We start from the raw sequence: 20,281 nt of genomic DNA, 5'->3' as shown, positions 1-20,281 counted from the left end.
GGCTGTTCGGAGGGGTCGTGGGGGCTCAGGTGACTGCCCCCATGCGGGCGAGCAGGGAGCGGACCAAGGTGGGCAGGCTGTCGGGCTCCTCGCCGATCCAGGCATGGTTGGTGGCTTGTCCCAGCACGAACTGGGCGTCCTGATCTAGGCCGCTGGCGATCTCCAGGCAGGCGTCGGTGATGCGGGCGGCGGCCAGCAGCGACTGGGACAGCACCTGGACGTACTCCTCGGAGGGCAGCCCGGCCTCGTCTGCGGCGGTACGGATGGCGGCCAGTTCCAGCGCGCTGAACCCGAAGTCGAACGCGTCCCCGTGCCGTTCCTGGGGCGGGACTATGGGCAGTGCAGGGATCGGTGGAGTGGTGGGGATGCCCACGTGGGTGCAGATCTGGTCGACGCTGGCCGTCAGCTCGGCGAGGGATTCCGTCAGCCAGCCCAGTGCGGAGGCGTAGGAGGCCAGGGCGAACAGACCGGCGCTGCTGGCGGGGAGGGGTTCGGCGAGGAACCCTTCGAGCCGGTCGGTCAGCTCTCCGACTACCTGGGGGCCGGCAGACAGCATTCCCAGGACGGGGTGGAGGTAGGAGCGACTGGGCGGAGTGGGGTACTCGGTCAGCAGAATCCCGGAGACACTGCGCGCGGCCTCGGTGAGCAGCCCGGCCAGCTCAGCGCGGGCCACAGGGGTGTGGACGGCAGTCATCGCAGCGACGCCTTTCGAGAGTCGGTGGGAGCAGCCGTGCTGGCTGCAGCTGGGATCGCGGGCGCGGTCCTGGAGGTGAGCGCGTCCGCATGGGGGGAACGGGAGCGGGCAGCGTGAACACGGGCCTGGACCGCCGAAGAGGTCTCGTCGTTCTGCGCGAGGCCGGTGCGGAACTGGGCTGTGCGGTAGACCGCGTAGTCCTTGCGGGCCCCGGCCGCGACCAGGTACACCTCGCGGACGTGGACGGAGTCGGGAGGCGCGCTGCGGAATTGGACCACCAGCCGGTGGGTGGCGAACGTGGTGCCGGTGCCGAGGTAGATCTTGTGGAAGCCGTCGAGGCGTCCCTCCAGCCGTTTGGCGACCCGCTCCCCGTGGACCAGGTCCTGCAGGTGCAGCAACGCCTGGTCTCGGATCGGAGCGGGCAGCTCGCGCAGATCGGCGATGGCGTCGGGGTGCGCGGCGAAGGCGAGGCGGGCGCGGCTCACAGCGACCTGCCCGGAGCCGGACGCGGACCTACGGGCGGCGTGGTGCCTGTGGTGAGGCTGGCCTGCGGGTCTGGGACGGGTCCGGTGGAGCGGGACAGCGCGGCACGAGCGCGCAGGGCCGCCGCATCGCCGCGGTATTCGGGCGGCTCCGGCAGCGGCCCGTCGCGCTTATCCAGCCAGTCCCGGGCGGCGTGTGCGTCGTTGAAGGCGCCTTCGCGCATCGTGTAGGTGCTGGTGTTCAGGTCCCCCGTGTCGAGGAAGACCCGGATCGGCGCCTGGGCCGCGCCGGAGTCACGGACCAGGGTCCATGACTCGCACGGGTCATCCCAGCACTGGGAATCGAGAACCTCGTAGCGGTCCGCCGAGGCGCGGATCTGCTCCTCGACGCGAACGGTGAGGTCATCGGCCGGTGTCAGGAAGCCATCGCCCTGCCCGATTGCATCGGGCGGGCAGCCGCGCTCGATCAGCCACTTCTGTGCGAAGGGGACGCAGGCGTGGCTGGCGGTCTCGAAGGTGTACAGCCGCTCGTCGAGGTCCCGCTGGATCTTGATCGCGACGAGTTGCGGTTCTCCGGGTACCCCCCACGTCACCGAGCCGTCATGAGTCACGAGAAAGCTCTGCGAACGGGCCCCGTCGATGTGGTGCTCGGCTAGAACTGTCAGGTCCGAAGCCCACAGAAGGTTCCTGCTGCGTGCGGACTCGGGGTCGGCGGGATGGAAAGCAGCGAGGCCGAAATCGGTGTCCCTGTTCATGCGGTGGCCTCTTCCAGCTGGGGCGCCGGGGTGGTCAGCAGCCGGTGGTTGGGTCGGTTCGGGCTGGTGGTGCAGGCGGCGAACGGACCGTCGGGGGCCCGCAGGTGGGCCAGGGCCTGGTCGAGGTGGTCGCGGTGCCACGTCGAGGGGCCGGACAGGCCCGCTTCTGCGTCGGTGAGCTGCTGCCAGGCGAGCCACAGGGCGTGCAGCCGGGCGACGGCCTCAATGTGTTCGTGCCACTGCTCGCACCAGGGGCGGGTGGTGCTGATCTCTCGGCCGTAGACCGGCAGCAGTAGGTGGTTCACCCAGTTGCTGAGCGCCGCCAGTTCTACGGTGTGTGCGTCGCCGCCCAGGGCGAGGATGAACACCGAGGCGGGAGCGTCGAGCGTGACGACGTCACCGGTCGCTACTCCTGGGGCATCGCTGATGGGTGTGGGGGCGCCGGCCTCGGCGTCGAGGCGTTCGAGGGTGACACCGTGCTGGCGGACCTCGGCCATGGTCTTGGCCAGGGCGCTGACGAGGTCGTCGAGGTCCTCGTCGGGGACCCGGAAGGGTTCGGGAGCGCGGAAGGGTTCGGGGGTGGCGTGGACGGGTTCTGACATGGCGGTTCCAAGGGCTGGGAGTGGTCAGGGCGGGGCTCTCGGGGCTCTTCTGCAGGTCACGTCAGGACTCCGATCCGAGAGGGGGTGGCGTGGGAATGAGGATCCGGAGATTCCGGGATTTGGTGAGACCGGGAAACGGCGGTAGAAGCCGTTACGGCGTGCTGCACCGAGGGCAGCGGGGGAACGGAGCTGCCAGCAACTGGACGGCCCGGGTCGCCTGTTGCGGAACAACGCCGTTGCCGAGAGCGGTCAGTTGGGCGGGGCGGCCCAGCCCGGGGGTCTCGGTCACCCAGCCCGCCGGAAGGCCCTGCATCCACTCCACGAAGTCCGCGCGCAGGCGGCCTGCCGCGTCGGTGGGCGCCGGTGCGGGACGGGTGAGGTTCTCCCATCGGGTGATGGCGGCGGAATACGGACCCCACTGCCTGTCGTTTGCCCGGCCTCCGGTGCAGGCTCCTCCCAGAGAGGCAGGGGCACTGAGGTCAGGGTCGCGTTCCTGCTCGTGGTTGGGCGGTGTCCAGAGCTGCCTGTACCGCGCGTCCTCGGGGTCGGGAGCAGAGAGGCTGCTGCGGACGGGAGAGTCAGGTCGCCGTTGCCGTGCCGCTGGTTCGGCGAGCCTTTGATCCCGTCCGATGCCTTCGGGGTCGGCAGCAACAGCCACTCCACCTCGTCGGCCAGGTTCGGCCCGTGCCCGCCCTGTTTGCGCTTCGTCGGGTGCTGCGACCCGCCGTTGGTGCCGATGTTGCTCGTCGGGGTCTTGAGCAGGGCTTTCGGTGGGCCAGGCGGCGAGGAAGGCCCGCTCGCGGCGGTGCGGGGCTCCGACGTCGGAGGCACGAAGCACGAGCCAGCGCGCGTCGTACCGGAGGTCGGCCAGGGAGCCGAGTACGGCACCGAGTGCTCGCAAAGGAGGCTGGCCTGCGGTGTCTCCCAGACACCACGGGCAGAATTCCACGTCGCCAGGGGAACCGGCGGGCGAGGTGAGGAGGCCGCGGACATTCTCGATCACCACCAGGCAGGGGCGGAGGGCTTCGACCGCACGCGCGACGTGCAGCCACAACCCGGAGCGGGTGTGGGCGTTGAGCCCAGCTCGACGGCCGGCAACCGAGACGTCTTTGACAGGGGAAACCCGCCGTCAGGACGCACACCCGCGGAATCAGGTCCCAGTTGACGGCGGTGATGTCACCGAGGTTGGGCACACCGGGCCAGTGCCGGGCCAGGATGCGGGAGGCATCGGGGTTGATCTCCGCATGCCAGGCAGCCCGCCCGCCCACAGCGGCTTGGACGCCGAGGTCCAGGCCGCCGTACCCCGAGCACAGGCTGCCGATCAGCGGACCGCCCCGCAGGACGCCCACGTCAGCGGCCCTGTCGGCGGGTACTGGACGGTACCGGCAGCCCGGTGGCGACGGCCGCGGATGACTCTGGTGCGGCGGCGCGGCCACGGCCGGTGCTGCGGTGCAGGGCTACTTGCACGCGGTGCGGGTCGACCCGCAGGCGGGTGCTTGCGGCGTTGAGCCCGTCGGCGGTCTCCCGCAGCGCCTCGGAGGCGGTGTTGAGATTCTCCTCGATGACCGTGTCGGCGGACCGCAGAGCATCGCGCAGGTTGGGCGAATCCGGCCAGCGGGACGTCTCGTCGCGGAAGGCGACCTGTGTGTAGACGGCGCCGAGTGCGCTGATGGCTCGGCCGAGGGGATCAACGGCGCTGGCGAAGGCGCCAATGGCGCGGTGGCGTTGCGACCCGGTGGGGCCGGGCTGCACCGAGCGGAACAGCACTTCGTCGCTGAGATGGGTCACCAGGTCGCCGAGGCCGGAGAGCTGGCGGGAGACCGTGACGAGATCAAGATCTTGGTAAGGGGGCCCGTCCAACGGCAGCTGGGCCCGTACGGTGTCGCAGGCTGTGGCCAGAGCGGTCAGTGTGGTGGCGTCTTCGGCAGGATCGATGATCACGAATGGCTCCGTTGCTGGTGGGGGTGGTCAGGACTGGCGGCGGGAGGGGTACGGGTCGCAGGCCGGGCGCGAAGGGATTGCATGGTGGCGTCCGGCCGGGCCGGGTGCCCCGGTTGGCTTCGGGCCAGGGCCGCGTCGATCCGCGTAGCGGGCGGAGGGTCGCCCGGTGCTGGGCCGGGAGTTGCAGTGGGCTTGCCGGTGGCGGTTCGCCAGCGGGCCCGGACCTCGTCGAGCGGGCCCAGCGCGTGCAGGGCGTGGTTGATGAGCCGGCCTGGCGCCAGTGCCTCGTCCTGGGCCAGGGCCCTGATCGCGGCGGCGGAGGAGGCTGCCGTCCGGGTCAGCGAGGATCGCAGGGTCTGCTCGCCGAGGTACTCGGCCGATCCTGCGCCGAGTCCGTTGCAGATGTCGCGCAGCTGCTCGTCGGTGAGTGTGCCGTCGGTCAGATGGCCACGCCGTTGGGCCTCCCACAGCACGGTGAGGTGGTCAACGGGTTCGCCGCGATGGTGCAGCGCGCCAAGACAGCGGTAGAGCTGGTCGTGTCCGTGCCCGGCGAAGTCGGCGGGCCGTAGCCAGCCGACGACGTTGTCCATAGCGGGGGCCTGGTTCACCAGAACGGAGAGCAGGAACCGTTCGTCCTGGACTGTCTGCTCGGTAGCGGCCGATGCGGGCAGGACCGTTGCCGTCGAAGGCCCGACGGTTGCCAGGGGCCGGGGTTCGGTTCCCCAACGGCGAGCGAGGTCAGTGAGAACGTCAGCCAGAACATCCGCCTGGTGCAGCGCGCCGTCGACCTTGCCCTCCAGCACGTCCGCGCGTGCGGCCTGATGCAGACGGACGGCATGCTCGGTGACAGTGCGGTGAATGGCGCCCTCCAGCACCATCCGCCCATACACCGCCGCGTGCCCGGGACGCGGGCACGCCGCGATCAGCGTGTGGGCGTACCCGGCGCTGAGTCCGCGAACGTGCCGGCTGGCCTCAGCCACCGTGTCGGTCACCCACTCCACCGCCACTCCCTCCTCGGCGGCGGCGGTGTGGCCGTCGGCGTGGAGCTTGCGCATTGCGGCGAACAGCGCCCGGTGTGCGGGACGGTAGAAGTGGCCGGGATCGAGCCACGTGAGCGAGGCCAGCTGGCCCGGGTCAAGCAGGACGGCACCGAGGACCGCCTGCTCGGCCAGCAGAATGGGCTTCATCGTCGGCCCCGACGGCGCGACCCGCGCTTCTTAGGGTGTAGTTCAGCGACCGCCAGGTCGGCGGCTGTCATCGCGGCGGCGAATCGGTCCAGCTCGCGGGTGAAGGCCAGGTCAGTTGAGAGAACGGAGCCGCTGCCGGAGACCAGCCACCACTGGCCGTCGCGCCGTACGACAGACGAGCCGACCAAGCGATCGGAGCGGGTGATCGACGGGGCCGAAGTGTTCGGGGACATACGGACTCCTGAAGGAAGAGGGAGAGACCGGGAGCTCACGCTGCGAGGCCGGGGCCGTCGGCCGTCGAGGCGCCGGATGGACTCCGGCTCCCAGCCAGAGGACCTTCAGCGTCGGGGCGCTCATGCCGACAACCCGAAGTCGTCGCGGTCACGGGACTTGGCGAGAGCACGCGCGGTGATGGCCTTGGTCGCACGGGCCGAGGCTGGGCCGACCGTCTTGGCGGAGGGCTCCGTGTACCAGGGCCGGAGGTCGAGCATGGCCACCCGGATGCCGGTGGCGAGCAGTAGAGCCTTCCCCTTGGGCAGGGCACGGATGGCGTCGGGCGGCAGGATCCGCTCGGTGCGCATGCTCACCGAGGTGGACTTGCCGCTCTCGCTGGTCGACACGGACGTGGTCTGAACGTCGTGGTCACCGACCTGCCTGCTGAGGCGGTCGGCGAAGTCGGCGTCGTCGATGCCACTTCCGATGATCTTGATGGTGGCGGCGGACCACAGGGCGTCCATGCCGGCCTCGCCCCAGCACCGCTGGCCCTGCCGGTAGGACTGCAGGATCGTCATCGGGATGACCCCCCGCGAGCCGAGGTGGCTGTAGAGGTCGGGCAGGTCGGAGATCTTGCAGACGTTGGCGGCCTCGTCCAGGACGCACAGGGCGGGCGGGTCGAGCCGCCCGCCGGAGCGCTCGGCGACGACGACGGCCGCGCGCATCACGGCGTCGGCGGCTGCCGCGATGATCGCCGAGGCCGAGCCGCCGCCGTCCTTGCTGAGCAGGTACAGGGTGTCGCGGGAGGTGGCGAACGCGAACGGCTGGAACTCGGGCAGGAGCTTGGCCGGGGTGACCCAGGCGGCGACGTCCGCGTCGAGCAGGCAGCTCGCGTACTGCCGGGCGGTCTCATAGATGCCGTCCCGGGTTTCCGTCGCCCCGCTGACGGTGCCCTGGAGCTGGGCGGCGACCGCGTCGTGGCCAGCGTCGGTGAGCAGGTCGACCGGGGTGCGATCGGCGGGGGAGGCGAGCCAGGCCAGGACGTCGGTGATCGGGCGGCGGTGGCTGGCGGCAGCCAGGAACAGCGCGCCGAGCGTGTTGCTCGCCGCGGTGGACCAGAAATCGGAGCCGTTCGACTCGTCCACACTGGCGGCGACGAAGTGCCCGGCCAAACGTTTCGCCCCGGCCAGGTCGCGGGCGTCGGCCAGGATGTCCCACCACATCTCGCGGGGGTGGTGAGCGATCTGCTGGGGGTCGAGAGTCCAGATCGTGCCGACCTGAGCGCGAGCCTCGACCGTCGCGGTGAAGGCATCGTTCGCGGCCTTGTTGGAGGTCAGGAGCACCGGTCCGGGCGCCGCGAGGATCGCGGGGATCGCCAGTCCGGAGGTTTTGCCGGAGCGCGGCGCCATGATCGCGACGATCACGTCCTCCCACGAGGCACGGGCCTCGGCGCGGCCTGGGGAGAGGGTGCCGACGAGGATCCCGCGGTCGGCCGCGGCGACCTCATTCGCCTTGAGATCTGCCAGGCTCGGCCGCAGGCTCTGGGCCTTGGCGGTGATTTCCTTGTCCAGCAGCGGGGCGAGGTCGGCCTTCCGGGCGAGACCGTTGTTTGCTCCGCCGCGCAGCCGAAGCCACAGAACCAGGCCGAGGATGGTGAGGCTGGCGGACAGCAGGCCGGGGATGATCCGCGCGCCGACCAAGAGTGCAGTGGGGCTCAGGTGTGGCCACAGCGCGGCGGGATGAAGCAGCGCCTCGGTGGACTTGAACGGCGCCCCAGGACCCGTGCCGACGAGGGCGTTGGTGAGGTTGCCGCTCAGCCAGGCCAGGGAGCCGAAGGCGATGGCGATGGCGAGGAGGCCGAAGAGGAGGTAGAGGAGCGCGTCGGACCCGGCGGTGGTCGAGGGCGCGCTGGTACGCGGTGCGGGCATGGTTCGTCCAGGGAGTGAGCGCAGGCGGGCGATGGAGGTGGGGCGCGCGGCGCTCTTCTGCTGGTCATCGGTACAGTTCCTGTTCGGGTAGGTGATCGGTGGTGGGGATCATCGGGTGCGTGGCGACCGGGCAGGCGAGGCGCGGTTCGATGGCTCTGACGTGGTGGCGGAGGGTGTCGCGCGCCGGGCGGCGACGACCTGTGGGGAGGAGGTGCGGGCGGCGTGCTGCCGGGCTGTCTTCGGATCCGGGGCGACGGACGGTGCGGAATCGGCGAGGGGGCCGGCACCGAGGACGTCGCTGAGAAGTTCCCTGGTCCGTAGGACGTTCACCATCTCGTGGTGCCGGGAGTCGCTAAGTTCCGCAGGGCACGCGGCGACCAGGTCCTCGGCGATCTCCAACTGCTCCTGGGTGTCGCGGAGCATGACGTGGGCGGCGGACAACCGTGTCCACGCCTCGAAGGTCGGATTGTTGTGGGGGTCGTCGAAGTCCAGGCGGACACGTACCCAGTCGGCTGCGGCAGCGACGAGTTCGGTCAATTGCGGCAGGGCTCCGACCAGGGCACCGTTGACCTCCTCGATAACGCAGGCGACCTCACGTGGCGTCGCGGTCTCGTTGAGGCGGGCGATCATGCCCGGCACGGAGTACGGGTCGGCCGATGGATGGGGCAGATGGCGGACCTGCAGAGGCGTGTCGGAGAGCGGTGGCTTCCCGTGAGCGAGCCGGATGTTGTGGTGCATCGCGGCGCCAACGGCCTCACCGATGCTCGGATAGGACTCGGACACGGTTCCTCCTCGCTGGTTGTCCTGGACGGTGCGAGCCGGTGGGGAGCCCATGGCTGCGTGTGCTCCCCACCTGGCCTGGAGAGAACCTCGGCACTGTGTGTCTGCTGGCGCAGGCCGCAAGCGCTCGGATCACGGAGCGACCGCCAAGGTCAGACCCTCGGTGAGGGACGCGAGCCGCTTCTGGGCGGTAGAGGGGCTGTCGGCGGTGACGATGAACAGGCCGATCCGTGCGCTGTCGACGTCGCCCTCGGGCGGCAGAGCAACCTGGTCCCCGACCTCGCGCAGCCACGCCACCTGGTGCAGCCACGGGTTCTGGTCCGGGCCGGTTCGCAGATGGCGAGCGGTGAGAGTGCCGCTGGCCGGGGGATACAGAACCTGGATCGCGGCAGTGCCGTGTGCGGTAGGGACCAGATCGGGAGCGTTGCCGCAGGCGATGTCGGCGGCGATGCGGGGCAGGTCGAGGCCGGTGGTAAGGCGAACCAGCTTGCCGATCAGGTCGCCGCCGATCCGCGCGTTGACCTCGATGATCCGTGGACCGCTGGCGGTGAGGCGCATTTCCACGTGCTGGACGCCGTTGGCGATTCCCAGCGCGCGTACCGCCTCAACGGCGACGGGAGCCGCCTCAATCAGCAGCGGGTCGTCGGAGGAAACGGTATGGCCGACTTCCTCGAAGTACGGTGCGAAGGCCACCTCCTTGCGGGTGACGGTCACCGCCGTGCTGCGACCGTGCTGGGTGACGCACTCCACCGATATCTCGGGCCCGTCCAGGTACTCCTCAACGAGCACGCCGCTGCCCTCCGGCCCTTGCTCACTGGCCCCGGCCCCGGCGAACTCCCAGGCGTCAGGCAGCTCTTCGGGCCGGTCGACGCGGATCACGCCGATGCTTCCCGCGTGCGAGGACGGCTTGAGGACCACGGGGAAGCCCGTGAGCTGCGCGGCGGTCGTCGCCTGGGCCAGGGTGTCGACGCGGGTGGATACCGCGGACGGGACGCCGTGCTCGGCGAAGAGCCGGCGGCTGGTCGCCTTGTCCCGGCAGGCGTTCATCGATGCCACGGTGTTGCCGGGCAGCCCGAGACGGTCGGCGAGTGTTGCGGTCGGGACTAGGGCGTATTCGTCCCAGGTGACGGCTCCGGCGATGGAGTGGCGTTCGGCGAGCGCGAGACCGGCAGCGGTCACGGCGGCAGGATCGCGGATATCGGCGACCTCGTAGTCGACGATCAGGCACTGCGACCAGGTCGGCGGCTTGGCGTCGATCAGCAGGAGTGGGTGGGCGGCGGCTGCCTGCTCGACGCAGTAGCGGCGGAAGACAGGGTCAGTACCGCCGACGACGATCAGAACCGGACGGGTCGATCGGGACATGGGAAGCCTCCAGGAAGGGAGAAAGAAGGGTGGGAAGGAGCGGACCGTTGTGCGGCAGCCGTAGGTGGGCGCCGCTTTCACGAAGTGGTGGCCGTGGGCGCGATGGATCCGCTGGTACGCGGCGCGGGAGATTGGGTGTGCGGCGGGTCACAGGCAGCGCGGTGGCGGCGTAGGCCGGTGAAGCACGCGCCGAGCACGATGCCCTGCAGCACAGCGCACACCAGCATCAGGTGCGGAAGGCTTCCACTGGAGACGGCCGCGACCAGGACTCCGGCCAGGGGCAGCGGCAGCAGCACCAGGATGATCGTCACCGACAGGGTGGAGCCGAACGCCCTTGCCGGGATGAGGCGGCTGCGCAGCGTCCGCAGGACCACGGTCAACGCACCCTCGGCAGCCATCAGTACAGCCACCGCCGCGATGTAGGCGTAGAAGACCGGCGCCAGCGCGATAGCTAGGCAGGCTGCGGTGGACACGGCGGCGGCTACCGCGCCTACTGGCCACACGTGCCAGCGGTCGATGGCCCGACGGGCGGCCCAGACGGCGAGCAGGGAGGCGACTGCTGCCGCACTCCAGATCGCGCCGACGGCGGCGGGGGAGTGGCGGAACTGGTGGATGACCGTGATCGGAGCGGCAGCCTGCAGCACGCCGAAGGCCAGGTTCGACGAGGCCAGGCCTCCGATCAGCCAGACCAGCGCGGGTGTTCGGCGCAAGGTCTGCCATCCGATCAGCAGGCTGCTGGCTTCGAGGTGGTGATCTGCTTGAGGCCCGTGGTCTCGTGCGGTTGCGGCTGCGGTCAGGGCCAGCACGGCGACGACGGCTAGCAGTGCGCTGGGGCTGATCAGGAGCAACAGGCCGCCCAGGAGGGGACCGACGAGCATCGCGCCTTGATCAATGCCCGTCTGTACGGCCTGGACGCGATGGGCGTCCGAGCCCAGGCGACGGCTGGTGTCGGCACCGAGGGTTTCCACCGCCACGTAGGAGACCTCCGTCAGCAGCCCGGACGCGGCACCGAATCCCAGGACGACCAATGTGGTGGCCGTCCCGGCGGAGGGCAGGGCTATCAAGACCGCACCGGTCAGGGCGACGAGCGTGGCACGGACGAGGTTGGCTGTGCGGAAGATGCGGCCGGCACCGTAGCGGTCGACCAGGGACCCGGCGAAGGTGAAGGCGGCCAGCCGGGGTGTCCATTCCAGCAGGAACGCGATGCCGGTCAGAGCGGTGGACCCGGTGGTGATCAGGACCAGGAGCGGGATGGCGTAGGTGGCCGTCGCACTGGCCAGGGCATCGGTGGCCCGCATGAGATAGGTACGCGACACGTGATCCGACGAGGTACGGGAGGTGGGCATCGACAGCATCAGTGATCACCGGGCCCGTGGGCGGAGGCCCAGGGCGGGGGCCGCGGTCGTGGCCGCCGCGCTGCCCGGAGTCCGGTCGCTGGATTCTGGTGCCTGGGCGGCAGCGGGTGAGGTGGCGCGGGCCGCGCTGGTCACGGCCGTCGCGTAGTAGGTGGCGGTCTGCTCCTGGTAGCTGCGGCCGTGCAACGGGGAGGCACCGGCGAGGGCGCGCACCTGAGCGGGGGCACCGTCTAGTTCTTCGACGGCTGCGGTGAGGTGTTCGCAGGCGAGCGTGAAGCGGTCTGCCAGCTCGAAGGCGTCTTCGTCGAGATCAGTGATCGTCTCGGCGGCGGCTTCGAATGCCTCGTGCAGCCGGATCAGGACGCCGTCAGTGGGGTCCAGGAGATGGTCGACGGCGTGAGCTGCCACAGCGGGGTTCGCCGCGCCTTTGATCCGGTCGGTCAGCCGCAGGACCTTGCCGCCGGCCACCCGAAGCCCGTGAGGATCGGTGGGGGTGGTCAATCGGCTGGTGTCGAGATCCGGGTCAAGATCGACGCTGTAGCGGGCGGCCTGGAGCATCTCCGCCGCGTGGGAGGCGATGGCGGAGCGATCCGCCTGCGGGGTAGTGGTCGGCAGGCGATGACGGCGGCCGTGCCAGTCCTTGATCTGCTGAAACCCTGCGTGCTTGAGGAGTGTGGCGGACAGATCGTCGGTGGCCCCCTTGGCTGAGACGCTGCCACTGGGCTCGATGGCGATGGTGATGAACGGGGCAGGCACAAGGAACTCCTGAGCGACGGACGTGGGACCTCGGTGGCCCTGCGATCGGGCTGACACAGAGGATCCGGAGATTCCGCGATTTGGCTCGGCCGGAGTTGCCTGCTAGAAGCCCGGCGGGCAGGAGGCGCGGCCGGATGCGGCCGCCAAAGATGCAAGGTCAGATTGACCAACCGCCGGACCAGTCACGCAGGACGCCACCTCGCGGGTCACGACCACCGAGCGACGGTGCAGCTGCCACAGGATGGGCGGAAGGAATACCAAATTCCATATTCGAACTAGAATCGAACTATGGAGAACGGGCAAGGTGGATTGGCACCCGAGACCGGGCCTCTGGCGACCGTGCAGCTACCAGATGGCCAGAGTGTGAGGGCGATGATGATCCGGCGGATCCGGGACGCCGACGGGTCCTGGTGGTACCAGCTAAACGTGGCGCTTTGGGCTCGGGTCGAGACCCACCACCGGACCGCTGACCGGATCACGGGCGAACCAGCGCCTATCCTGTTCCTCGCCCCAGCTGCCACCGTCACACCCATCAAAGGCCAGGATTACCGGGGTGTCTCCACCTGGCGACACCCCGCCACCTTGCGCCGCACCTGCAGAAAGCGGCTGGAAGTCCCAGGAAAGTCCCAGGGGGATACCGGGGGTGATGGCCACCCTCCAGCTTTGCAGCGGCTCGCGACTGGCGAGAAACGTGGAGTCGGCGCGCCCGAGAATGGCACCCGTGCTAAGGCGGGGGCATGGCCTGCTACTCGGTCGAGAAGGCAAGTGAGCTGCCCCGAGTTTCGTAGCGGCCGGCTTGTGTGGTTTCAAGCGGCGTTCGTGGTCGCCTGGGATCGGTGGTGCTGGGCCTCGAATTCCTCGGGTGACAGGTAGTCGAGGGCGGAGTGTAGTCGCTCGATGTTGTACCAGCCGACCCACTGGACGACGGCGCGTTCTACCTGGTCAGCGTCCCGCCAGGACCCTTGGTGCTCGATCAGCTCGGCCTTGAACGAGCCGTTGAGGGCCTCGGCCATGGCATTGTCGTAGCTGTCCGCGACGGAGCCGACGGAGGCGGTCGCGCCGGCCTCCAGCAACCGTTCGCCGTAGCGGATTGATACGTATCGGGCGAGTTCAACCAGTCGTTGCAACACTGGGCTATTGCAGCAAGCGTAGCTGCTCTTCGAAGACCTCGGCTGGCGTCCGCCAACCGAGGACCTTGCGGGGCCGGTTGTTGATCGCCATGGCGACAGCTTCGAGGTCTGTGGACGACCACCGGGAGAGGTCAGTGCCCTTCGGGAAGTACTGGCGCAGTAGGCCGTTCGTGTTCTCGTTTGTCGGTCGTTGCCAGGGCGAGTGGGGATCGGCGAAGAACACCTTCGTCCCGGTTGCGACGGCGAACTGGGCGTGGCCCGAGAGTTCCTTTCCGCGGTCCCAGGTGAGGGTTTTGCGTAGCTGCTCGGGCAGCTGTGCCATCGATGCCGTAAGCGCCGTGTTCATCGCGATTGCGCCATAGCCCCCGAGCGAGGGTCCGTTCTTCACGGGCGGATTCTCGCTCCAGCCCTCGAGCCGAGGCAGGTGCACCAGGAGTGTGGAGCGGCTGCTGCGCTCGACGAGCGTGCCGATCGCGGATCGTCCCGTCCCGATGATCAGTCGGGTAGCGGGGACGCATTACTACGTCCCCGCCCCCTCAGAACCGTGCAAGCAGCTTTCACCGCACACGGCTCAAGCAAGCCCCAAAGGCTCGCCGGCAGGCAAAAGTGCTGGATCTGTCATATCGGCGGCTCTATTCCGCCGTTGACAATGGGTGTGGAGGAGACGGAGTCGTTGACCGTCCGGCGTGCTGCCATCCGGGAACGCGATGTATTGCTTGGAGATCGCCTTCCGGATGACTGCCCGCCACGTTTCCCATTCCTGCGGGCTTTGCGGCGGGTGGTCGGCGTGCAGTAGACGCCCTCCGCAGATCGGGCAACGGCCGTGTTGCGCCTGTAGTAGACGCACGGTCATAGCGTCGACTGGTAGAGGGGTTCCCTTGCGTCGCCGCTGAGCCCAATATGATTCCAGGGCAGGGTCGTCCGGGGACGCCTTCCCCTTGACCAGTTGGTGCCGGACTATCTTCGTCCAGGAGAACTTGAGCAGGTAGGCGCCGCTGTCGCGGTCACCGAAAACCCACCGGTCCATCCTGGCTTTGTTGAACCGGCCGAAGTACTTGGCGGATATCCAGTGCTTCGGCTTGTTCGGGTGGCTGTGCTTGGCCCACTTGTAAGCGAGCTTCCACATGTGATTGTCCAGCGCCGTGAATATCTCGCTGGACACCACCGTCCGGTAGTAGGCCGACCAACCCCGCACGATCGGATTGATCTTCTTAAGTACCGCACCGGCGTTGGCCCCTCGCAGGGCCACCATTTCGGTGCTGAGCCGTTCCCGGATCCGTCGCTGTGCCGCTTTGCTCGGCTTGATCAACAGTTTGCCGTGATAGCGGCGGACGTTGAATCCCAGGAAGTCGAATCCGCTCTCCGCGTGGACGATTAGTGTCTTGTCCTCATGGAAAGCGAGTCCCCTGGGCGTCAGCCATGCAGCCAGCCGTTTCTTGACCTGCTCGGCCTGTTCACGGCTGGTGCACATCGCGACGAAATCATCTGCGTACCTCACCAGTACAGGGCTACCGCTTTGCGCACTCCCGGCATCTCTGCCAGTGGTGTAATAGCGGACCCCTGCGGCTTCCTCCATTCCGTGCAGGGCCACGTTGAAGAGCAACGGGCTGATCACCCCACCCTGCGGAGTTCCCTCCTCGGTCGGGGCGAACCGGCCGCGATCAACAACCCCGGCCTTGAGCCACTGCCGGACCAGTCCCCGGGCGGGGAAGGTGCCGAGAGCGGCCATGAGCCGGGCGTGATCGATGCGGTCGAACGCCGCCGTCAGGTCCGCGTCGAGTACCCACGCACGCTGCGGGTTCTTCCCGTTGAGCGTGGAGTAGATGGCCCCGATCGCGTCGTGACAGCCGCGGCCGGGCCGGAAGCCGTACGACTTCGGCTCGAACCGCGCTTCCCACTCGGGTTCCAGTGCTCCCAATGCCACAGCTTGCAGGCACCGGTCAACAATCACGGGAATCCCGAGTCCGCGTTTCTTCGTGGTCCCCGGTTTGGGGATGAACACCCGCTTGACGGGCTTGGGAATCCACGGCCGGGCACGGTGCTGAACCCAGTGGGCCAATGCGGCCTTGGACTGGGAAAGCAGCACGACCTTTCCGTCGACTCCCGCCGTCGCGCGTCCCGCGTTGATCTCTGTGACCCGCCGTACGCTCAGGAGCGTGTTGGAGCGGGACCGGAGCATCAGCTTCTGCAAATTGCGGACCTTCTTCAGATCCCCTGCCTGCGATGCCGTGAAGATTCTCTGCCGCAGACGCCGTACGTCTTCCTCGACCCGCCGCCAGTCAATCGACGCCCAGTCCAAGTCTTCGCCCTCGGGTCCGTTCACCGGAACAGAAACAGCCGGAAGGGCCGGGGCCGGTCCGTCCGCTATCTGCATGGTGTCCAACTTGTCCCTCGGTTCCGTCGTCGTCGTTCAGTGATTCTGCACAGGCTCACCCGGCCCACGTCAGCACCCTTTCGGGTCCGGGTAGTTCACCCGTATCCGGACGGTTATGCGGGGCGACCGGCGGAGAGTCCGATCGTCTGCCCCGGGTTCCCGATTCCTTTCGGCTTCCGGCATTGGCTTCTTGGGCCGTCCTGTTCCCGCTGGGGAGTTGAGCCTTCCTCGCGGTCGGCTGACCGAGCCAAAGCGGCCCGGACCCCAATGGGGTTTCCACGTTCCACACGAATGAGATACGACCGGGTTGGGTGCTCCCTTTACCCCGAGGCGGCGGTGTCCACCTGGCCGGAGTGACCTCTACCAGCCAGCGCCTACCGCTTCTCAACGGCTAGCCATGCACCCCACTCACGCATTCCATCGGCGGGGCTTGGGATCACGAGGCATCATCGGGAGTTCATGTACTTCACCCGTCCGGCCTTCCCCTTGCCGGTAACTCCCGGATGGAACGGAAGTCCTTGGGCTTTCCCCTGAGCTTCGCACCACGCCGTTACCGGTATCGCACGTCAAGGGCGGGGACGGGTCATACGGACACGGACCCGTGACTGCACCTACAGCTTCATCAACTGCCTCTCCAATCGGTCAGTCCACTCAAATTCGTGCAACTTCGTGTCGCACAGTCTCCTTCCCAGTGTCCGGGAACCGCGCGGTCTGCGGCTTCGGCGGGGCGTTCGCTGAGGACGACGTCCGCGGTCACGTGCCCCTGCGGTTTGTTCTGCGACCGTGCGCGGGGAGTCCGCAGTGCCCGGCCGGTGCGCAGACATGCCACCAGTTCCCGCTTGAGCGCGCCGCGGCCTTCGATGAACAGCGCCTGGTAGATCGCTTCGTGGCTGATGCGCATGGACTCATCATCGGGGTAGTCGGCACGAAGCCGGTGCGAGATCTGTTCCGGGCTCCAGGCCGTCGCCCATCGCCTGTCCTGCCGATGCGGCTTGTTCAACCCCTTCCAGGCGCGCGTCTCAGGCCCCGTGATGATCGTGCCGTCGGGTCGATGGACACTGCCGGCGAGCCGATCCTGCACGTACTCGCGCAACCTGTCGTTGCCTGCGAGCTTGGCGGTCTTCGGACGCTTCGTGGCCTGCTGCGCTTTCCACTGCGCCACCAGGGCCCGGTAGACCGACTTGCCGCTCCGGGTCGCCGCGTTGCGGCGCAGTTCGCGTGAGATCGTTCCCGCGTCGCGTCCGATCCTGCGGGCGATCTCGCGCACGCCGAACTCCTGGGCGCGCAGCAGCGCAATCTCCTCACGCTCAGCGAACGACAGATAGCGGCCGGTGGGCTCGTCCAGGCTGATCGGTGGCATGCCGCCAGCGTGCCGGAACCACCGGGCTGCGACCGGACATGAAACGCCAACAGCCAGCGCGGCCTCTGCCGTCGTCACTCCCGACTCGATCCGCCGCCAGAAGCGGCGCTGCACCGCACGAGACGGCTCCGGCCGGCCCGGCGAACGCATCGACGGTCGCATCGCCCGATCCGCCGCCCACTGCCGACGCGCACCCGCAGGCACCTTCTGCTTCTGGTCTCGTCCCATCGCACACCTTCGTGATCAAGGTGTTGCGACGACCAGTTGAATCCGCCTCGCGAGCCGCGGTCGCTGTGATGAATCAGGCCCCAGCCCTTCTTGATCCCACGCCGCCACAAGGCCATCTCCAGGGCGTTGAGTGGGAGATCGGTGCGCATGTGGGTGGCGAGCTGCCATCCGACAATCATCCGTGAGTACACGTCCAGGACGAAGGCGACGTAGACCCAGCCCGACCAGGTGCGGATATAGGTGAGGTCGGCGACCCACAGCTGGTTGGGGCGGTGGGCGGTGAAGCGCCGGTTGACCAGGTCCGGCGGCCTGGGAGCGGATGGCTCGGGGATGGTGGTGCGGCGCCGCTGCCCGCGGATCGCACCTTCCAGGCCATCTGGTCGAGCTCCTTCGCGAAAAACACCGAGGCGGCTTTCAGGATCTCGTTCGCCCGCCGCAACTCGGCTATCTCCTTGCGGAGTTGCGTGAGCTCAGTTCGCTCGGTGCTGGTCAGAAGATCGGGCCGGCTGCCCTGGTCGGCCTCGGCCTGACGGACCCAGTTCCGCAGGGCTTCCTTGTGAATTCCAAGGTCACGGGCCACATGAGCCACTGGCCGTCCCGAGGTCTGGACCTCACGGATCGCTCGCTCACGCAGTTCATCGGGGTACTTCCTTGGTGCAGGCTCGGACCTGTGTTCTTCCATCAGGCAAGACGATCATGCCTGGCTTCGGGGCCGCTACAAAATCCGGTTCAGCTCAGTCTTTACCGGGCCGGGATGCGCCACGACATACGGGCCACAGCAAGACCATCAGATTCGTGACACCGCAGCGGAAGCCGGAAGGGCTGCCGAGTCGTGCAGTGACACTAGGTACTCACACCGCCGGCACAGGGGCCGGGCCTTGACGGCCACACTCGCACGAACGGGTGCGCACACGTGCTCAGCCGCATCGGGAGCCTCCTCCGTGGTGCCGGCGTACCGGCGGGAAGGCGAGAGGTTATCCAGTGATTCTGACTACCCCTCACTGTCCTCTGACGCTGTGGTGGACCCCGGTCACTCCATGTCGAGCACTCCGGCGATCTCCGGGCACAGCCGTGCGGAGAGCGCGATCATGTCATCGGAGAGAGCGACGACTTCATCGAGATACTCGGGGATGTTGTGGCGCCAGGTGCACAGCGCGGCGACGAGGCGGCTGACGCTCACCTGTCCGACGATCGCCTCCTTGTTACGGAGTAGGCGGAGGTGCCAACGCTTGCGGGGATTGGTCTCCTGTGCTGCGGCGAGCACCAGGGCGAGCAGTTCCTCCACCGACTCCTTGATCATCCACTGGGTGGTTTCCGCATCTCCGTCTATCGCGTAGGAGAGGGCCGAGCGTAGCCTGGCACGGTGCCGCATGAGGTGTAGGACCGCCAGGTAGCAGTGCAGACGATCGGCGCGCAGCGCCTCACGCCATGCCTGGGCGATGGAGGGATTGAGCAGGCCGTAGCCGACGCGCACCTCGTGTAGGAGAAGTCTGGTGTCCTCGTACAGGCGGGGGATGCGGGCCAGCGCGGCCGGCTCGTACAGCGCCTCGTCGAACCGCGATGTGGTCGTCGCGATCTGTTCGAGCGCTTCGGTGGCGAAGAATCGAACCTGCACCGAGCGGCCGACCCCCAGGGTGTAGCTCGCCGAGGTTGCGAGGGCTGCACCCGTCGTGGACGGACGCGTTCCCGAGCCGATCAGCAGCATGTCGAGAACCGAGTTCCGATGAGCAAGCCCGCCGTTCACAGACCCGGTCAGCAGCAAGGTATCGGACGGTCTGATCGCTGGCATCAGGTCCCCCAACTCTTCGAGGGTCATACCCCATGAGTCAAGGAAATCAGTGACTGTCGACCTGGCCGTTATGACGGATGGCCTCATCAATACGCCCCCCATCGTCGAGTAATGACAAGAAGTCCGTCCGGTCCTCAGGATATCTATGAAATCGCAGATCTCTTCGCGGTTGATCACAGAATAGGACCGCTTGAATTGCCGCTGGAAGGACAAAGCCCCCAAGTTAATACGGGAAGAGGATTTCAGTGGCCGTCGATCTTGTCAACCTCAATCCTTCGGTGAGGTGTCACGTCTGTGAGGCGATCAGTTCACCCCGGGTTGCCCTCGTGGGGAAGTGCGGGGGCGTCACGTGTCGCCGCGGGTCCCGGGTGGTGCGGGTCTTCTCCATTCTGGCTCCAACCGGGTCGGATGTTCAGGCCGGTCAACCCGGCGACGGGGTAGCCCTCCTGGGGGCTGCTGTCCTGGTCAAGTGAGGTCGCCCACGCTTGCTTGGGCAGGCGCGCGATGACCTTCCGGTCGGCGTCGGTGATGGTCCAGCCGGTGATGAAACCGCACGGTGCAGCGACGGGTACTCAGTGCGGCGAGGTGCGCGTGGAGTTCGTGGGTGGCCCCGGCGCCGTCGACACGAACGAGGATCTTGGCGGTGGTCTGGCCGGGGACCTGGGCAAGTGCGTCGGACGAGACCCGTAGATGGTCGGAGACGGTGTTGGAGCCGGCGTTGCCCGGACTCAGCCGTGTGGCCAGGCACCTGCCGGTGTTCGTGCGCCGCGCGGCCAGAGGCGATGGCCGAAGGTTCGCAGATCAGGGCACCTTTGGGGTCAACCCAGGTCATCGGCACGCGAACTCGGGCGAATGTCCGGGGCAACGATTGTGCGGTCTGCGGCGTTGCCAGGACATCGAACACCAAAGCCCCTCAATGATGATTGATCACCTATATGACACCACGGCAGTGAATATTGGACATGCTGTCCCCTATTCGCGTGATGTGGATCACAATCGAGTTGCTTGCCAATTTCTCTGGAGTGTTGTTGGTTTAGTTAAAAGTTGTCATCAGGTGTCTGCGAGGTGGCCCGCTTAAACGGGTTGCGGCCACAGAAATACAGGGTATAAGGGGGACGCTTGCCTGATTCAGCTGCTCATTCCTTGCCGCGCTTCCCTGCAGTCTGTCTGCTTCCTGAGAAACCGCCTCGGGTCATTCAGGTGTCGCTGGGAAATTCCGGCCCCGGATGTGCCCTATGAATCGAGACCGCCTGTCTGCGTGGCTGACTGCATGCGAGAAACTTCTCGGTGCCGGCTCGGTCAACGCTCCCCTAAGGCCCGGGCCGGGCAACGGCGGGACCAACGT

At 67.8% G+C, this 20,281-nt stretch carries 18 protein-coding genes and 3 pseudogenes; all 21 read right to left on the bottom strand.

Annotation, left to right across the window (positions count from 1 at the left end; all coding sequences use genetic code 11):
- Positions 1 to 25 precede the first annotated feature (25 nt).
- The 21 genes and pseudogenes from C6N31_RS24440 to C6N31_RS24350 all read right to left on the bottom strand — a co-directional run bounded on the left by C6N31_RS24440 (position 26) and on the right by C6N31_RS24350 (position 18,963).
- The gene (locus C6N31_RS24440) at positions 26 to 694 is read right to left on the bottom strand and encodes a hypothetical protein (protein ID WP_198358194.1); all 669 of its coding nucleotides are present in this window, start codon (positions 692 to 694) and stop codon (positions 26 to 28) included.
- Complete coding sequence (locus C6N31_RS24435; RefSeq protein WP_198358193.1) at positions 691 to 1,179, bottom strand: hypothetical protein; 489 nt, start codon at positions 1,177 to 1,179, stop codon at positions 691 to 693. The genes C6N31_RS24440 and C6N31_RS24435 overlap by 4 nt, the downstream gene beginning before the upstream one ends.
- Positions 1,176 to 1,931, bottom strand: a complete 756-nt coding sequence (locus tag C6N31_RS24430) for a glycosyl hydrolase (RefSeq protein ID WP_198358192.1) — start codon at positions 1,929 to 1,931, stop codon at positions 1,176 to 1,178. The genes C6N31_RS24435 and C6N31_RS24430 overlap by 4 nt, the downstream gene beginning before the upstream one ends.
- A complete protein-coding gene (locus C6N31_RS24425) occupies positions 1,928 to 2,533 on the bottom strand; it encodes a DUF4913 domain-containing protein (RefSeq protein ID WP_198358191.1) in 606 nt (201 codons plus the stop codon). The genes C6N31_RS24430 and C6N31_RS24425 overlap by 4 nt, the downstream gene beginning before the upstream one ends.
- A gap of 151 nt (positions 2,534 to 2,684) precedes the next feature.
- Positions 2,685 to 3,587 (bottom strand): DNA cytosine methyltransferase, encoded by a 903-nt coding sequence (locus C6N31_RS46155; protein WP_368860185.1) that lies wholly within the window; start codon positions 3,585 to 3,587, stop codon positions 2,685 to 2,687.
- Positions 3,588 to 3,705: 118 nt separating this feature from the next.
- Positions 3,706 to 3,801 (bottom strand): annotated as a pseudogene (locus C6N31_RS46150) (DNA cytosine methyltransferase); the annotation flags it as partial.
- Positions 3,802 to 3,883: 82 nt separating this feature from the next.
- Positions 3,884 to 4,474, bottom strand: coding sequence for a hypothetical protein (locus C6N31_RS24415; RefSeq protein WP_198358190.1), 591 nt, complete (start codon positions 4,472 to 4,474; stop codon positions 3,884 to 3,886).
- Positions 4,471 to 5,661: a DnaB-like helicase N-terminal domain-containing protein gene (locus C6N31_RS24410; protein WP_198358189.1), complete on the bottom strand. Its 1,191-nt coding sequence runs from the start codon at positions 5,659 to 5,661 to the stop codon at positions 4,471 to 4,473. The genes C6N31_RS24415 and C6N31_RS24410 overlap by 4 nt, the downstream gene beginning before the upstream one ends.
- Positions 5,658 to 5,894 (bottom strand): hypothetical protein, encoded by a 237-nt coding sequence (locus tag C6N31_RS24405; protein ID WP_232485583.1) that lies wholly within the window; start codon positions 5,892 to 5,894, stop codon positions 5,658 to 5,660. The genes C6N31_RS24410 and C6N31_RS24405 overlap by 4 nt, the downstream gene beginning before the upstream one ends.
- Before the next feature lie 120 nt (positions 5,895 to 6,014).
- The gene (locus C6N31_RS24400) at positions 6,015 to 7,802 is read right to left on the bottom strand and encodes a type IV secretory system conjugative DNA transfer family protein (RefSeq protein ID WP_198358188.1); all 1,788 of its coding nucleotides are present in this window, start codon (positions 7,800 to 7,802) and stop codon (positions 6,015 to 6,017) included.
- Positions 7,803 to 7,910: 108 nt separating this feature from the next.
- A complete protein-coding gene (locus C6N31_RS24395; RefSeq protein ID WP_198358187.1) occupies positions 7,911 to 8,585 on the bottom strand; it encodes a hypothetical protein in 675 nt (224 codons plus the stop codon).
- Between the two features lie 129 nt (positions 8,586 to 8,714).
- Positions 8,715 to 9,944: an ATP-grasp domain-containing protein gene (locus C6N31_RS24390; protein ID WP_198358186.1), complete on the bottom strand. Its 1,230-nt coding sequence runs from the start codon at positions 9,942 to 9,944 to the stop codon at positions 8,715 to 8,717.
- A 77-nt stretch (positions 9,945 to 10,021) separates the two neighbouring features.
- Positions 10,022 to 11,299 carry an MFS transporter gene (locus C6N31_RS24385; RefSeq protein WP_438817430.1) on the bottom strand — a complete coding sequence of 426 codons (1,278 nt, stop codon included), beginning with the start codon at positions 11,297 to 11,299 and terminating at the stop codon, positions 10,022 to 10,024.
- Positions 11,300 to 11,305: 6 nt separating this feature from the next.
- Entirely contained in the window at positions 11,306 to 12,055 is a 750-nt protein-coding gene (locus C6N31_RS24380; protein ID WP_198358185.1) for a hypothetical protein, read from the bottom strand.
- An 806-nt stretch (positions 12,056 to 12,861) separates the two neighbouring features.
- Positions 12,862 to 13,185: an integrase core domain-containing protein gene (locus tag C6N31_RS24375; RefSeq protein WP_198358184.1), complete on the bottom strand. Its 324-nt coding sequence runs from the start codon at positions 13,183 to 13,185 to the stop codon at positions 12,862 to 12,864.
- Positions 13,186 to 13,189: 4 nt separating this feature from the next.
- Positions 13,190 to 13,684: pseudogene (locus C6N31_RS24370) on the bottom strand (IS30 family transposase); the annotation flags it as partial.
- 72 nt (positions 13,685 to 13,756) lie between these two features.
- Positions 13,757 to 15,559 carry a group II intron reverse transcriptase/maturase gene (gene ltrA / locus C6N31_RS24365; protein ID WP_198358183.1) on the bottom strand — a complete coding sequence of 601 codons (1,803 nt, stop codon included), beginning with the start codon at positions 15,557 to 15,559 and terminating at the stop codon, positions 13,757 to 13,759.
- Between the two features lie 679 nt (positions 15,560 to 16,238).
- Positions 16,239 to 17,081 (bottom strand): annotated as a pseudogene (locus C6N31_RS24360) (transposase); the annotation flags it as partial.
- Positions 16,994 to 17,383 (bottom strand): DDE-type integrase/transposase/recombinase, encoded by a 390-nt coding sequence (locus tag C6N31_RS46145; protein ID WP_368860186.1) that lies wholly within the window; start codon positions 17,381 to 17,383, stop codon positions 16,994 to 16,996. The gene C6N31_RS46145 and the pseudogene C6N31_RS24360, both read right to left, overlap by 88 nt.
- Positions 17,323 to 17,829, bottom strand: a complete 507-nt coding sequence (locus C6N31_RS46140; protein WP_368860184.1) for a transposase — start codon at positions 17,827 to 17,829, stop codon at positions 17,323 to 17,325. The genes C6N31_RS46145 and C6N31_RS46140 overlap by 61 nt, the downstream gene beginning before the upstream one ends.
- Before the next feature lie 348 nt (positions 17,830 to 18,177).
- Positions 18,178 to 18,963, bottom strand: coding sequence for a hypothetical protein (locus tag C6N31_RS24350; protein ID WP_198358182.1), 786 nt, complete (start codon positions 18,961 to 18,963; stop codon positions 18,178 to 18,180).
- Positions 18,964 to 20,281: the final 1,318 nt, after the last annotated feature.

Origin of the sequence: Streptomyces fildesensis (assembly GCF_016107395.1) — a bacterium.
Classification (GTDB): domain Bacteria; phylum Actinomycetota; class Actinomycetes; order Streptomycetales; family Streptomycetaceae; genus Actinacidiphila; species Actinacidiphila fildesensis.
Note: the sequence above shows the minus strand (reverse complement) of the source record. Positions and strands in the feature narration are given on the sequence as shown.